Genomic DNA, 12,696 nt, shown 5'->3' with positions numbered 1-12,696 from the left:
GCTGACATGACAGCCATGCAGTTGGGCCTCATCGGCCTCGGCAAGATGGGCGGCAACATGCGCGAGCGGATCCGCCGCGCGGGCCACACCGTCATCGGCTACGACCGCAACCCCGACCTCTCCGACGTCAAGGACCTCGCCGAACTGGTCGAGAAGCTCGACGCCCCCCGCATCGTGTGGGTGATGGTCCCGGCCGGCCACGCCACCCAGTCCGTCATCGACGAACTGGGGGACCTGCTGTCCGAGGGCGACACGGTCGTCGACGGCGGCAACTCCCGCTGGACCGACGACGAGAAGCACGCCGCGGAACTCGGCATCAAGGGCATCGGCTTCGTCGACGCGGGTGTCTCCGGCGGCGTGTGGGGCCTTCAGAACGGTTACGCCCTGATGGTCGGCGGCGACAAGGAGCACGTCCAGCGCCTGGAGCCGGTCTTCGAGGCGCTCAAGCCGGAGGGCCCGTACGGCTACGTCCACGCGGGCAAGGTCGGCGCCGGGCACTTCTCCAAGATGGTCCACAACGGCATCGAGTACGCCATGATGCAGGCCTACGCCGAGGGCTGGGAGCTCCTGGAGAAGGTCAAGTCCGTGGACAACGTCCGCGAGGTGTTCCGCTCCTGGCAGGAGGGCACCGTCATCCGCTCCTGGCTGCTCGACCTCGCCGTCAACGCCCTCGACGACGACGAACACCTCCAGAAGCTGCGCGGCTACGCCGAGGACTCCGGCGAGGGCCGCTGGACCGTCGAGGCGGCCATCGACAACGCGGTGCCGCTGCCGGCGATCACCGCCTCCCTCTTCGCACGGTTCGCCTCCCGCCAGGGCGACTCCCCGCAGATGAAGATGATCGCCGCGCTGCGCAACCAGTTCGGCGGGCACGCCGTCGAGTCGGCGAAGGACTGACCGGCCGTGGGGGACCTCCTGCTGGTCCGCCACGGTGAGACGGAGTGGAGCGTGTCGGGCCGGCACACCAGCTGGACCGACCTGCCCCTCACCGGGCACGGCGAGGAACAGGCCAAGTCCCTCGCCCCACTCCTCACCGGCCGGACCTACGCCCAGACGCTCACCAGCCCGCTCGGCCGCGCGATGCGCACCGCGCAACTCGCGGGCCTCGACGGGGCCGTCCCGGACCCCGACCTGCACGAATGGGACTACGGCGGTTACGAGGGCGTCACCACCGTCGACATCCACCGCACCCGCCCCGACTGGGACCTGTGGACGGACGGCGTGCCGCCCGGCCCCGAGGGGCACCCCGGTGAGTCGCCCGCCGAGACCGGCCGGCGCGCCGACCGGGTGCTGTCCCGCCTGGACGCGGCCCTCACCGGCGACGAGGGCGACGTGGTCCTCGTCGCGCACGCCCACTTCCTGCGCGTCCTGACCGCCCGCCGGCTGGGCCTGCCACCCGCCGACGGCCGCCTCTTCCGGCTGGCCACCGGCACCCTCAGCCGCCTGTCGACGGAGCACGGCCGGCCGGTGATCGCGGAGTGGAACCGCAGACCCTAGGGCCTGTCCGAGCGCTGGGTGTGCTGCGCCGCGAGGCGTACCGGCGCGTTCGGGGCGCCGTAACCGCGGTAGCCGGGATCGCGCTGGACCAGTTCGAAGAAGACCCGGCCGACGGTGGCCGTGTAGCAGTGCCGGAAGGCGCCGCCCGCGTCCCGGTCGTAGAGGATGCCGAGGTCGCGGTACGCCTCGAGCTCCCCGTCGGCGAACTCATGCCGGGCGGCCAGGTCGTCGTGGTAGTTGGCGGGGATGGGCAGCAGACGGCCGCCGGCCGCGCGGAAGCGGCGGGCGGCCGTCACCACGTCGTCGGTGGCCAGGGCGATGTGCTGGGCGTGCGCGCCGTCCTCGGTGGGGGCCGCGCCCACGGTGAGGGCGATACGGACGCCGCCGTCGGCGCCGGTGACGGCACGGCTGCGCAGCAGACCGTAGGGATCGGCGACGTCGACGCTCTCCTGGGCGTCCAGGCCGAGCACGCCGCGGTGGAAGAGGGCGGCCTCGTCGAAATGGTGCCAGGGCTGGGTGAGGGCGAGGTGGTCGACGCGGGTCACTCGGGTGACGCCGTCGGCCGGCGGGGCGTGCGGCACGTCCGCGAAGTCGGCCCGCCAGTCGGGCAGTGGGGGACGGTTCGTGGCGCAGAAGAACAGTTCCGTGCCGTCGGGAGCCGCCACCGCCTCGAGCGGGGCGTCCCCGGGGGCGCGGCGGCGGGGCAGCACCGGGGCCAGCAGGGCCTCGGCGCGCCGGGCGGCGCCCGCCGGATCGGGTGACTCCAGGCCGACCGCGGCGAGGGCAGTGCCGTCCCGCCGCCCGGCCGCGCCCGTGTTCACCAGGATCCGGGCCTGCCCCTGTTCCCACAGGTCCACCGGCTTGCCGCGGTGGCGGGCCGTACGGACGAAGCCCAGCGCGCCCAGGACCGCCGCGACCGGTTCGGCGTCCGGGGTGAGCAGTTCGGTGAAGGCGACGCCCGTCGGCACCACCGGCGCGGGCGGCTCTGCCACCCCGGCGGCCTCCTGGAGCAGCAGCAGTGAGCGTTGCGCGTCCACGGCCGTCGGGCCCGCCTCGGCCTGCCGGAAGACGTCGTTGAAGACCTCCAGGGACAAGGGGCCGTCGTAGCCGGTGCGCAGCACGTGCCCGAGCAGCCCGGCGACGTCGAAGCCGCCCTGCCCGGGAAAGCAGCGGTAGTGGCGGCTCCACTGGAGCACGTCCATCGCGAGCCGGGGCGCGTCCGCCAGTTGCAGGAAGAAGATCTTCTCGCCGGGGATGTCCTCGATGCCCTTGGGGTCGCCGCCCCGGGAGAGGATGTGGAAGCTGTCCAGGCAGGTGCCCAGAGCCGGATGGCCGGCCGCCTCGACGATCCGCCAGGCGTGCTCGTAGGTGTTCACATGACGGCCCCAGGCGAGCGCCTCGTAGGCGACGCGGATTCCGAAGTCCCGTGCCAGATCGGCGAGTTCACTCAGCTGCGCGGCCGCCAGCGCGTCGTCGTCCATGGCGGCCGGGGACACGCTGGAGCACACCAGGACGGTGTCCGTGCCGAGCCTGCGCATCAGCTCGAACTTGTGCCGGGCGCGGCGCAGGTTGCGGGCGAACTCGCCGGCGGGCACGGCCTCGATGTCACGCATCGGCTGGTACAGGTCGATGCTCAGGCCGAGGTCGGCGCAGCGGGCGCGGATCTCCTCGGGGGTGAGGGGGCTGGCGAGCAGGTCGTTCTCGAAGATCTCGACGCCGTCGAAGCCCGCCCGGGAGGCGGCGGTGAGCTTTTCGGTGAGGGATCCGCTGAGGGAGACGGTGGCGATGGACGTACGCACGTCGATTCCTCTCTCTACCGGTCTCTACCGGTCTCTATCGGTTTCTGCCGGTTCTGCCGGTTCTGCCGGTTCTGCCGATATCCGCTGGTCTCGCCGGTCTCGCCGGTCGCTACCGGGGGCTGGCCACGGCGTCCGCCAGTTCGGCGAAGTCGTCGAGCATCCGGGCGCTGTCGGGTTCCCGGTCCGTGAACAGCCGGAACGCGTCCGCCGCCTGGAAGACCGCCATGCCGCCGCCGTCGAGGATGGCGCAGCCCGCCGCTCGGGCGGTGCGCAGCAGCTCGGTGCGCAGCGGGCGGTAGACGACCTCGGCGACCCACAGGCCGGGGTGCAGCAGGTCCGCCGGGAAGGGCAGGCCGGGGTGGGCGGCCATGCCGGTGGGAGTGGCGTGCACGATGCCGTCGGCCCGCCTCAGCAGGCCGGGAAGTTCCCCGGGGGGCGCGGCGGTCGCCCGACCCGCGCCGAAGTGCCGGTTCAGGGAGGCGGCGAGGGCGGCTGCCCGTTCCGGCAGCGCGTCGACGACGGTGACCAGCCCCGCGCCGAGGGTGAGCGTGGCGTGCGCGACGGCCGCGCCCGCGCCGCCCGCGCCGAGCTGCACCACCCGCTCCAGCGGCGCGTCCGGCAGACCGCGCGCGAAGGACGCCGCGAAACCGGTGACGTCCGTGTTGTGGCCGGTGGCCCTGCCGTCCTCGCCGAACACGACGGTGTTGACCGCGCCGAGCGCCTCGGCCTGCGGGACGAGCGCGTCGAGGTGCTCCAGGACGAGCTGCTTGCACGGGTGGGTGATGTTCAGCCCGTCGAAGCCCAGGTCGCGGGCGGCCCGGACGAGGTCGCCCACCACCTGCGGGCCGACGCCGAGCGTGGCGATGTCGATGAGCCGGTAGACGTAGCGCAGCCCCTGCCGGTCGGCCTCCCGCTCATGCAGGGCCGGGCTGAGCGAGGGTCCGACGCCCGCACCGACGAGCCCGACGAGATACGAGTCCCTGGCCACGCGGACCTCCTCCTGAAACCGCTTAATGTACGAACCAGTACGTTAGCTATATCAGGCCTGCGAGCCCCGGGGAAGACTCGGCGCGGCGCACCCCCGCCCGGGAAGAGCCCGTGCGGAACATCCCGCCGGCGGCCCGGGGGCCTGCTTCTACAATCACGGGCACTGGCCCTACGCCCGAAGGAACCCGATGACCACCGTCGACGAACCGGCCCGCGACAACGGGCGCATCCGCGACGCCGCCCGCACCAGGGCCGAGATCCTCGACGTGGCCACCCAGGAGTTCGCCCGGGCCGGCTACGACGGCGCCCGCGTCGACGAGATCGCCGCCCGCACCCGCACCACCAAGCGGATGATCTACTACTACTTCGGCGGCAAGGAACAGCTGTTCACGGCCGTTCTGGAGCGGGCGTACGGGGTGATCCGCGAGGCCGAGCAGGAACTCGACGTGGAACACCTGGACCCGGTCGCGGCCATCCGGCGCCTGGCCGAACTCACCTTCGACCACCACGAGCGGCATCCCGACTTCATCCGCCTCGTCAGCATCGAGAACATCCACGGGGCCGAGCACATCGCCGCCTCCGAGAAGCTCGGCAGGATCGGCTCGCCCGCCCTCGAGGTGATCCGCCGCATCCTGGCGTCCGGCCAGGAGTCCGGCCTGTTCACGGCCGACGTCGACGCGATCGACCTGCACGCGATGATCAGCTCGTTCTGCTTCTTCCGGGTCGCCAACCGGCACACCTTCGGAGCCCTGTTCGGACGGGACCTGGTGGACCCCGCGCAGCGCGAGCACTACCGCGCCATGCTCGGCGACATGGTGATCGCCTACCTGACGGCGGAGCGCACGGCCGACTGAGGCCGTACGGGCACGGCCGGCCGAGGTCGCGGCGCGGTACCCCTTGACACCTGGGAGACGCGGACGCACCATCCCTACCCACCGGAACTAACTACCCAGTGGGTTAATTGGCCGAGATCCGGCACCTTCATCTCCCGCCTCCGCTCACTCCGCCCACGGTGGAGTCGCCCCGAAGGAGCACGCCGTGTCCGTCCCCGCCGAAGCCGTCGGGCAACCGAAAAAGGCGGCCGCCGCCGCCTGGATCGGCAGCGCCCTGGAGTACTACGACTTCTTCATCTACGGCAGCGCGGCCGCGCTGATCTTCCCGAAGGTGTTCTTCGACGCCTCCGACCCCGCCACCGCGACCCTGCTGTCGCTGGCCACCTTCGGCGTCGCCTACGCCGCCCGCCCCGTCGGCGCGCTCTTCCTCGGGCACGTCGGCGACCGGCTGGGCCGCAAGAAGATCATGGTGTTCACGCTGATCCTGATGGGCCTGTCGACGTTCCTCATCGGCTGTCTGCCCACCCGCGCCCAGGCCGGCTCCCTCGCCCCCGTGCTGCTGGTGCTGTGCCGGGTGCTGCAAGGGATCTCGGCGGCGGGAGAGCAGGCCAGCGCGAGTTCCATGAGCCTGGAACACGCACCGGAACACCGGCGCGGCTTCTTCACCAGCTTCACCCTCAGCGGCACCCAGGGCGGTCAGCTGATCGCCACCCTCGTCTTCCTCCTCGTCGCCCAGCTGCCGGACGACCAGTTGCTGTCCTGGGGCTGGCGGGTGCCGTTCTGGCTGAGCGTCGCCGTCGCCGCCGTCGGCTACGTCATCCGGCGCAGGCTCGAGGAGGCCCCGGCCTTCACCCGTCAGGCGGCGACCGCGGGCGTCGTACGGCTGCCGCTGCTGGTGCTGCTGCGCGAGCACTGGCGGGACGTGCTGCGGGTGATCGCGGGTGCCCTCATCGCCTCGGTGAGCACGATCTTCACAGTGTGGTCGCTGGCCTACGCCACCAGTGACTCGGTCGGCATGTCCCGGTCGTCGATGCTGTGGGTGGGGGCTCTCGCCAATCTGGTCGCCCTGGCGGCGATCCCGCTGTGGGCGACGCTGTCCGACCGGATCGGCCGCCGCCCCGTGTACCTGGCCGGCGCGGCCGGCAGCGCGGTGACGATGTTCCTGTACCTGTGGGCGATCTCGGCCGGCTCCTACCCGCTGACCCTGCTGACCGGCGTCCTCGCCTTCGGCGTGGTCTACAGCGCCGCCAACGGTGTGTGGCCCGCCTTCTACGGGGAGATGTTCTCCACCCGGGTCCGGCTGTCCGGCATGGCGATCGGCACGCAGATCGGCTTCGCGGTCGCCGGGTTCGCGGTCACCTTCGCCGCGCAGGTCGCGGGGCCCGGTGGCGACGACTGGTCGGCGGTCGGCCTGTTCACCGCGGCCCTGTGCGTCCCGCCGGTCGTCGCCGCCCTCTCGGCCCGCGAGACCCACCGGGTTCCGACGCGGGCGCTGGGCGAGCGGGCGGGACGGGAGGCCTCGCGGCCGGAGACGGTGTCGGCCTGACCGCCGCCGCTCCCCCGGCTCCCGCCGGCCGCGGACCGGCGGGCCCGGCCTGCGAGCCCGGCCGACGACACGCGGGGCGGGCTCACGGGCGGACCGCGGAGTCCAGGAGAGGCCCGAGTTCCCCGGCCACGGTCGCGAGGGGCCGCACGTCCTGTTCGGCCCGAGCGAGCAGGATGGCGCCCTCGAGGGCGCTGATCATCAGGGTGGCGAGCGCGTCGGCCCGAGCGGACGGCACGCCCATGCCGGTGAGGGCGCCGGCGAGCGGGCACCGCCAGGCCGCGAAGGCGTCGGCGACCGCGTCGCGCGTGGACGTGCCGGCCGAGGCGCAGTCCACGGTGGCCGCGGCGACCGGACAGCCCGCGCCGAAGCCGGCCGCCTGGTACTCGTCGGTCCACTGCCGCACCATCGCCGCGAACAGGCCGCTCGGCGTCGCCCTGTCCCCCAGCCCGGCCAGGAAGCGCTCGATCCGCTTGCCCGCGTACCGGCCCGCCCAGTCGACGGCCTCGTTGACGAGCTGTTCCTTGCCTCCGGGGAAGTAGTGCTGGAGCGAGCCGCGGGGCGCCCCGGCGTGCGCGGCGACGTCCCGCATACCGGTGGCCGTGACTCCGTCCCGCCGGATGAGCTGGGCAGCGCTGAACACCATCCGCTCGCGCGGCCCCCGCCCGGACTCCGCCATCATCGACCTCCCGGCACCCCGCATCGGCTCGCGCACCCGGAGGTCACTCTATGACCGGCGTCATAACGGCCGCTGTTCCTGGACTGCGGCATGCGCGGCTTCGCCACACGGGCCGCCGGGCGGAGCGTCGTCCATATTGGCTACGTTCATTGGCTACGTTTATTGGCTACGACTTCGGAATACCGTATGCACGCTCCACCCGCAGCCTCAGCACCAGCCGGTGGTCGCGGACCATGGCGGCCCGGTAGTCGTCCCAGTCCGGGTGCTCGCCCTGCACATCGCGGTAGAGGCGGATCAGTTCCTCCACCGTCCCGTCGTGCGGGTCCCCGGCGACGGGCGAGAGATCGGCGGTGCCCTCGGCGACCGTGTACGCCCACCGGTCGGCGGTGGTGACGTGGTACGAGGCTCTCGGATCCCGGCGCAGATTGCGGGTCTTGGCGCGGTCGTCGGTGAGCGAGACCCGGATGATCCGCTCGTCGGGGTAGTAGGCGTGGTTGACGTTCGACAGCTGGGGCCGGCCGTCGCGCTTGAGGGTGACCAGCACTCCGCTGTTGCCCGCGGAGAGCAGCCCGAGCAGTGCGTTCTGCGTCGCGTCGTGAGTCATGCCTGGATCAACTGTCCCGCCGTGCCCGCGCATTCCGGGTAGACACTGTCTACGTCATCTTGGTAGACAGTGTCTATGTCCTTGAGTGAGAGTGAATCCGAGCCGGGCCTGCGCACCCGCCTGGTCGACGTCGGTGTGGAACTCGTGGCCGCCGAGGGCGCCGCGGCACTGACCCTGCGGGAGATCGCCCGCCGGGCCGGGGTCTCGCACGGTGCGCCGCGCCGCTGGTTCCCCACCCACCTGGAACTGCTGTCCGCCATCGCCCACCGCGGCTTCACCGACCTGGCCGGCCACGCGGAGACCGCGCTCGCGGACGCCCCGGCGGACCCGCGCGGGCGACTGACGACCCTGGGCCGGGTCTACCTGGAGTTCGCGCTGGGCAACCGCGGCATGTACGAGCTGATGTTCCGTCACGATCTCCTGGAAAGCGGCCACTTGGGGCTCCGCGAGACCAGCCTGCCGCTCTTCGGTCTGCTGACCGACCTGGTGGGCCGGGCCCGCGCTGACGCCGACGCCCGCCTGGTCGCGGGCGCGTTGTGGGCGAACCTGCACGGCATCGCCCAGCTGTGGGGCTGGGGCAGCCTGCAACTGGCCACCGGCGCGGACGACTTCGTACCCCTCCTGCTCTCGGCGCTGGATGCCCACCTCGGACCGGAGGGCGCGCAGTGAACCGTCCGCTGACGCTGGCCGCGAGCGTGATCGGCGCCATGGTCGTCGCACTGGACGGCACGGTCCTCACGGTCGCCCAGCCGTCCCTGCAGAAGGAGTTGCACGCCTCCTTCGCCGAGGTGCAGTGGACCAGTACCGCCTACCTGATCGCGGTGGCGAGCCTGCTGGTGTTCGCCGGACGGCTGGGCGACCGGTACGGGCAGCGGCGGATGTTCGCCTGGGGGATGCTCGGATTCGGGGCGGCGTCGGCGGGCATCGGCCTGGCGCCCGGTGTGGGCTGGGTGATCGCGCTGCGGGTGGCGCAGGGCGTGTGCGGCGCACTGTTGCAGCCGGCCACGCTGGGCATGCTGCGCACCGCGTATCCGCCGGAGCGTCTCGCCATGCCGCTCGCGGTGCGCACCGCCGCGATCGGGCTGGCGGCGGCCGCCGGGCCGGTCGTGGGCGGGGCGCTCGTGACGGACCTGGGCTGGCGGGCCGTGTTCTTCCTCAACGTGCTGCCCGCCTGCGGTTTCGGCGCGATCGCGCTCACCGCGGACGACCACGGTGAGGCGCGGCCGGCCGGGGCACGGCTGGACATACCCGGCGCCCTGCTCCTCGCGGTGACACTCGGCTGCCTGGTGCACGCGCTGGTCGCACGGCCGGTGTCCGCGCAGACGGCCGCCGGACTGACCCTGGCGGCCCTCACCGGCGCCGCGTTCGTCCGGCACGAGCGGATGGCCACCCACCCGCTGCTGCCGCCCGAGGTGATCGGCTCACGGGCGGTCGGGGCCGCGCTGGGCGTCCTGGTGGCCGCGTCGGCGGCGCTGTTCGGCACGCTGTTCGCCGTCACGTACGTCCTGCAGGACGGACTCGGCCTCGACCCCTTCCACAGTGCCCTGCGCGGCCTGCCGCTGCCGGTGCTGATGGTCCCGTCCGCCCCCGGGTGCGCCGTGCTGCTGCGCCGCCTGGGCGCCCGCCTCACGACCGGGGCGGCGATGGCCGTCCTCTCCGCCGGCGTACTCGTGCTGACCGGAGCCTCGGGCACGCTCGCGCTGGGCGCCGGGTTCGCGCTGCTGGGCGCCGGCTTCGGCACGGTCATGGTGGCGGCCACGCACGTCGTCGTACGACGGGCGGACGCCGGTACGGCCGGGGTGGCGGGCGGGCTGCAGCAGACCGCGATGAACGTCGGGCCGACGCTGGGGGTGGCCGCGGCGACCTCGTTGATGGGCGTGGGGACGTCCTCGGCGCTGACCGTCCTGGCGGTCGTGGCCGCGCTCGGCGTGGTGGCCTCCCTGGCCCTGCCGGGACGGCGCGTCGTGTCGGTCACAGCCTGCCCGGATGCGCGGGAACGGGCGGAGGTTCCTGCGAAGATGATCTCCGACGACGTCTGAAGACGAGGTCTGGGGCCGTCCGATGGGGTCTGAGACGTCCGATGAGGCCTGAGACGTCCGAATGGGGTCTGCGGTCGTCCCTGCGGGGTAGGACGGACCCCACCGGGTCGGACATGACCGGAGGAGAGCGATGGCACGGCTGCGACAGGAAGTCGACCCGGGCGAGGCCGGACTGGACGCGAAGGCGCTGGACCGCCTCGACCAGTACCTCGCCCACCACGTCGGCGAAGGACGTCTGCCCGGCTTCCTGACGGCCGTCTCACGAGGCGGCCGCGTCGCCCACCTCACCGTGCACGGACACCGCGACCGGGCGGCAGGGCTGCCGGTCGAGCCGGACACCCTGTGGCGGATCTACTCCATGACCAAGCCGGTCACCGCGGTCGCCGTGCTGCTGCTCGCGGAGGAGGGCGGGCTGTCGCTGGACGACCCGCTCGAGGCCCACCTGCCCGCCTTCGCGAACCCGCGGGTGTACGTCTCCGGTTCCGGCTCCGACGTGACGACCCGCGCGGCCGACGGGCCCGTGCTCCTGCGCCACCTGCTGACCCACACCGCGGGCCTCACCTTCGGCTTCTACTACTCCCACGCCGTCGACGCGCTCTACCGCGATGCCGGTCTGGAGTCGTCGGTGCCGCCCGGCGCGGACCTGGCCGAGACGATGGACGTGTACGCGCGGCTTCCGCTGCAGTTCGAGCCGGGCACACAGTGGAACTACTCCATCGCCTCCAACGTGCTCGGCCGGGTGATCGAGGTGGTCTCCGGGCAGCCGCTCGACCGGTTCTTCGCCGACCGGATCTTCCGGCCGCTCGGCATGACGGACGCGGGCTTCGAGGTCACGCCCGAACAGTCGGGCAGGCTCGCCGAGTTGTACGGCGAGACCGACAACGGTGGCATCAAGCCGATCCCCGGGCTGCCGCTGCACGGCCGCCCACGCTTCCTGTCCGGCAGCGGCGGCATGGTCGCCTCGGCCCACGACTACCACCGGTTCATGGAGATGCTCCGCCGGGGCGGCGAACTGGACGGCACCCGCCTGCTCTCCGCCGAGTCGGTGGCCCTCATGACCAGCAACCACCTCCCCGGCGGCGCCGACCTGCGCGCCTTCGGCGCCCGGCCCCACCAGGAACCCGGCAACGCGGGCGTCGGCTTCGGTTTCAACGTCTCCGTGGTCACCGACCCCGCCCGTACGGTGGCGCCGGTGGGTCTGGGCACGTTCGGGTGGAGCGGCGTGGCGACCACGACCTTCTGGGTCGATCCGGGCCGGGATCTGACCGTGCAGTTCATGACTCAGGTGCGGCCGAAGACGCTGAAGATCTTCCCGGAGTTGAAGCGCCTGGTGCACGAGGCTGTCGTCGACTGAATACGATCTCTGCATACGATTTCGGTATACGACCCCCCTGTATGCGATCGCTGTATGCGATCTCCGTCGGCTACTGACCGAGCAGGCCCAGTGGCACAGCCACAGGTGAAGCTCGGTCATACCAGGTTGGCCTCCGGGCGCGGGGTGTCGGCCGCGAACCGGCCGGCGCTCAGGGGACGGACGTCCAGGAAGGGTGCGCGGCCCAGGTACAGGTCGCGGATCACCTCGCCGACGGCGGGTGCCTGCAAGAAGCCGTGACCGGAGAAGCCGGTCGCATACAAGAATCGGGACACCGAAGACGCCTCGCCGATCAGGGCGTTGTGGTCGGGCGTGTTCTCGTACAGCCCCGCCCAGCCGCCGGTGCGGCGCAGGTCCAGCAGGGCGGGGGCGCGCCGTTCCATGGCCTCGGTGAGGCGGGGGATCCAGCGGTCGTGGGTGTCGGTGGCGAAGCCGGGTGTCTCGTCGGGGTCGGACATGCCGACCAGCAGGCCGGGGCCCTCGGCGTGGAAGTACAGGCTGGTGGTGAAGTCGATCGTCATCGGCAGCGTGGGCGGCAGGCCGGGTACGGCTTCCGTGACGGCGATCTGGCGGCGCAGCGGTTGTACCGGCAGGTCCACGCCGGCCATCGCGCCGACCGCCCGTGACCAGGCGCCGGCCGCGCAGATCACCGTGCCGGTGGCGATGCGGCCCAGGCTCGTGGTCACCGCCGTGATCGTGTCGCCGTGCCGTTCGATGCCGGTGACCTCGGTGTGCCGCAGGATCCGGGCGCCGTGGGCGCGGGCGGCCGAGACGTAGCCGTGGACGACCGCTTCGGGTGTGCAGTGGCCGTCGTCCGGGGACCAGGCGGCGGCCAGCAGGCCGTCGGTGCTGATCAGCGGTGACAGGCGCCGGGCTTCCTCGGGGGCGATGATGCGGCTGGGCACACCGAGGGAGTTCTGCAGCCGCACGCCCGCCTCGAAGGAGGTCACGTCCTCGGGCGTCGACAGCAGGAAGAGGTAGCCGACCCGGTGCAGCCCGATGTCGTGTCCCGTGTCCTGCTCGAACCGGGCGAAGGCCTCCAGACTGCGGGCGCCCAGCTGGATGTTGAGCTCGTCGGAGAACTGCGCCCGCACCCCGCCGGCTGCCGCCGAGGTGGACCCGGCGGCCGGCTCGTCGCGTTCGACGAGCACGACGTCACGGACGCCGGTCCTGGCCAGATGCCAGGCGATGCTGGTGCCGATCACCCCGCCGCCGACGATGACGACCCCGGCCTGCATGGTCACTTGGCGCCTCCGTGGCAGTCGGCGTCCGGGGCCCGGAGAGGAAGAGGACGCCTTCGGTCATGGCCTCTTCTTCCTGTCCGGTTCTCCGGGCTCGTATGC

11 protein-coding genes and 1 pseudogene are annotated in these 12,696 nt (G+C 72.5%); 7 read left to right on the top strand and 5 right to left on the bottom strand.

From position 1 onward, the window contains the following. Positions 1-897: pseudogene (gnd, locus tag ABZ915_RS18305) on the top strand (phosphogluconate dehydrogenase (NAD(+)-dependent, decarboxylating)); the annotation flags it as partial. Between the two features lie 6 nt (positions 898-903). Next, positions 904-1,497 carry a histidine phosphatase family protein gene (locus ABZ915_RS18300; RefSeq protein ID WP_361803437.1) on the top strand — a complete coding sequence of 198 codons (594 nt, stop codon included), beginning with the start codon at positions 904-906 and terminating at the stop codon, positions 1,495-1,497. Here ABZ915_RS18300 and ABZ915_RS18295 read toward each other — a convergent pair. Together ABZ915_RS18295 and ABZ915_RS18290 are read right to left on the bottom strand one after the other, a co-directional pair. Next, positions 1,494-3,296 (bottom strand): TIM barrel protein, encoded by a 1,803-nt coding sequence (locus ABZ915_RS18295; protein WP_361803434.1) that lies wholly within the window; start codon positions 3,294-3,296, stop codon positions 1,494-1,496. The genes ABZ915_RS18300 and ABZ915_RS18295 overlap by 4 nt on opposite strands. 109 nt (positions 3,297-3,405) lie before the next feature. Beyond that, on the bottom strand, positions 3,406-4,284 hold the full coding sequence (locus tag ABZ915_RS18290; protein WP_361803431.1) for a shikimate dehydrogenase: 879 nt from the start codon (positions 4,282-4,284) through the stop codon (positions 3,406-3,408). 187 nt (positions 4,285-4,471) lie between these two features. Here ABZ915_RS18290 and ABZ915_RS18285 point away from each other — a divergent pair, with 187 nt between their 5' ends. Continuing rightward, positions 4,472-5,137 carry a TetR/AcrR family transcriptional regulator gene (locus tag ABZ915_RS18285; protein ID WP_361803428.1) on the top strand — a complete coding sequence of 222 codons (666 nt, stop codon included), beginning with the start codon at positions 4,472-4,474 and terminating at the stop codon, positions 5,135-5,137. Between the two features lie 184 nt (positions 5,138-5,321). After that, the gene (locus tag ABZ915_RS18280; RefSeq protein ID WP_361803425.1) at positions 5,322-6,662 is read left to right on the top strand and encodes an MFS transporter; all 1,341 of its coding nucleotides are present in this window, start codon (positions 5,322-5,324) and stop codon (positions 6,660-6,662) included. 82 nt (positions 6,663-6,744) lie between these two features. Here the strand turns inward: ABZ915_RS18280 and ABZ915_RS18275 are convergent, their stop codons facing one another. Next, positions 6,745-7,338 carry a TetR/AcrR family transcriptional regulator gene (locus tag ABZ915_RS18275; RefSeq protein WP_361803874.1) on the bottom strand — a complete coding sequence of 198 codons (594 nt, stop codon included), beginning with the start codon at positions 7,336-7,338 and terminating at the stop codon, positions 6,745-6,747. Positions 7,339-7,504: 166 nt separating this feature from the next. After that, positions 7,505-7,942: a PPOX class F420-dependent oxidoreductase gene (locus ABZ915_RS18270; protein WP_361803422.1), complete on the bottom strand. Its 438-nt coding sequence runs from the start codon at positions 7,940-7,942 to the stop codon at positions 7,505-7,507. Positions 7,943-8,017: 75 nt separating this feature from the next. On the opposite strand from ABZ915_RS18270, the gene ABZ915_RS18265 reads away from it, so the two are divergent. The 3 genes from ABZ915_RS18265 to ABZ915_RS18255 all read left to right on the top strand — a co-directional run bounded on the left by ABZ915_RS18265 (position 8,018) and on the right by ABZ915_RS18255 (position 11,335). After that, entirely contained in the window at positions 8,018-8,611 is a 594-nt protein-coding gene (locus tag ABZ915_RS18265; protein ID WP_361803419.1) for a TetR/AcrR family transcriptional regulator, read from the top strand. Then, the gene (locus tag ABZ915_RS18260; protein ID WP_361803416.1) at positions 8,608-9,981 is read left to right on the top strand and encodes an MFS transporter; all 1,374 of its coding nucleotides are present in this window, start codon (positions 8,608-8,610) and stop codon (positions 9,979-9,981) included. The genes ABZ915_RS18265 and ABZ915_RS18260 overlap by 4 nt, the downstream gene beginning before the upstream one ends. Before the next feature lie 130 nt (positions 9,982-10,111). After that, positions 10,112-11,335 (top strand): serine hydrolase domain-containing protein, encoded by a 1,224-nt coding sequence (locus tag ABZ915_RS18255; RefSeq protein ID WP_361803413.1) that lies wholly within the window; start codon positions 10,112-10,114, stop codon positions 11,333-11,335. Positions 11,336-11,451: 116 nt separating this feature from the next. Here ABZ915_RS18255 and ABZ915_RS18250 read toward each other — a convergent pair whose 3' ends face one another. Next, positions 11,452-12,591, bottom strand: a complete 1,140-nt coding sequence (locus tag ABZ915_RS18250) for an FAD-binding oxidoreductase (RefSeq protein WP_361803871.1) — start codon at positions 12,589-12,591, stop codon at positions 11,452-11,454. Between the last annotated feature and the right edge of the window lie 105 nt (positions 12,592-12,696).

The sequence above is a fragment of the Streptomyces sp. NPDC046915 genome (assembly GCF_040644935.1).
Classification (GTDB): domain Bacteria; phylum Actinomycetota; class Actinomycetes; order Streptomycetales; family Streptomycetaceae; genus Streptomyces.
The sequence above is the reverse complement of the archived record's forward strand: the minus strand, read 5'-3'. Positions and strand labels throughout refer to the sequence as shown.

Bases quoted from the DNA above. Each gene is read 5' to 3' on its own strand.
- ABZ915_RS18270 (WP_361803422.1), bottom strand. From the start codon at position 7,942: ATGACTCACGACGCGACGCAGAACGCACTGCTCGGGCTGCTCTCCGCG.
- ABZ915_RS18255 (WP_361803413.1), top strand. From the start codon at position 10,112: ATGGCACGGCTGCGACAGGAAGTCGACCCGGGCGAGGCCGGACTGGAC.
- ABZ915_RS18265 (WP_361803419.1), top strand. From the start codon at position 8,018: ATGTCCTTGAGTGAGAGTGAATCCGAGCCGGGCCTGCGCACCCGCCTG.
- ABZ915_RS18275 (WP_361803874.1), bottom strand. From the start codon at position 7,338: ATGGCGGAGTCCGGGCGGGGGCCGCGCGAGCGGATGGTGTTCAGCGCT.
- ABZ915_RS18250 (WP_361803871.1), bottom strand. From the start codon at position 12,591: ATGCAGGCCGGGGTCGTCATCGTCGGCGGCGGGGTGATCGGCACCAGC.
- ABZ915_RS18285 (WP_361803428.1), top strand. From the start codon at position 4,472: ATGACCACCGTCGACGAACCGGCCCGCGACAACGGGCGCATCCGCGAC.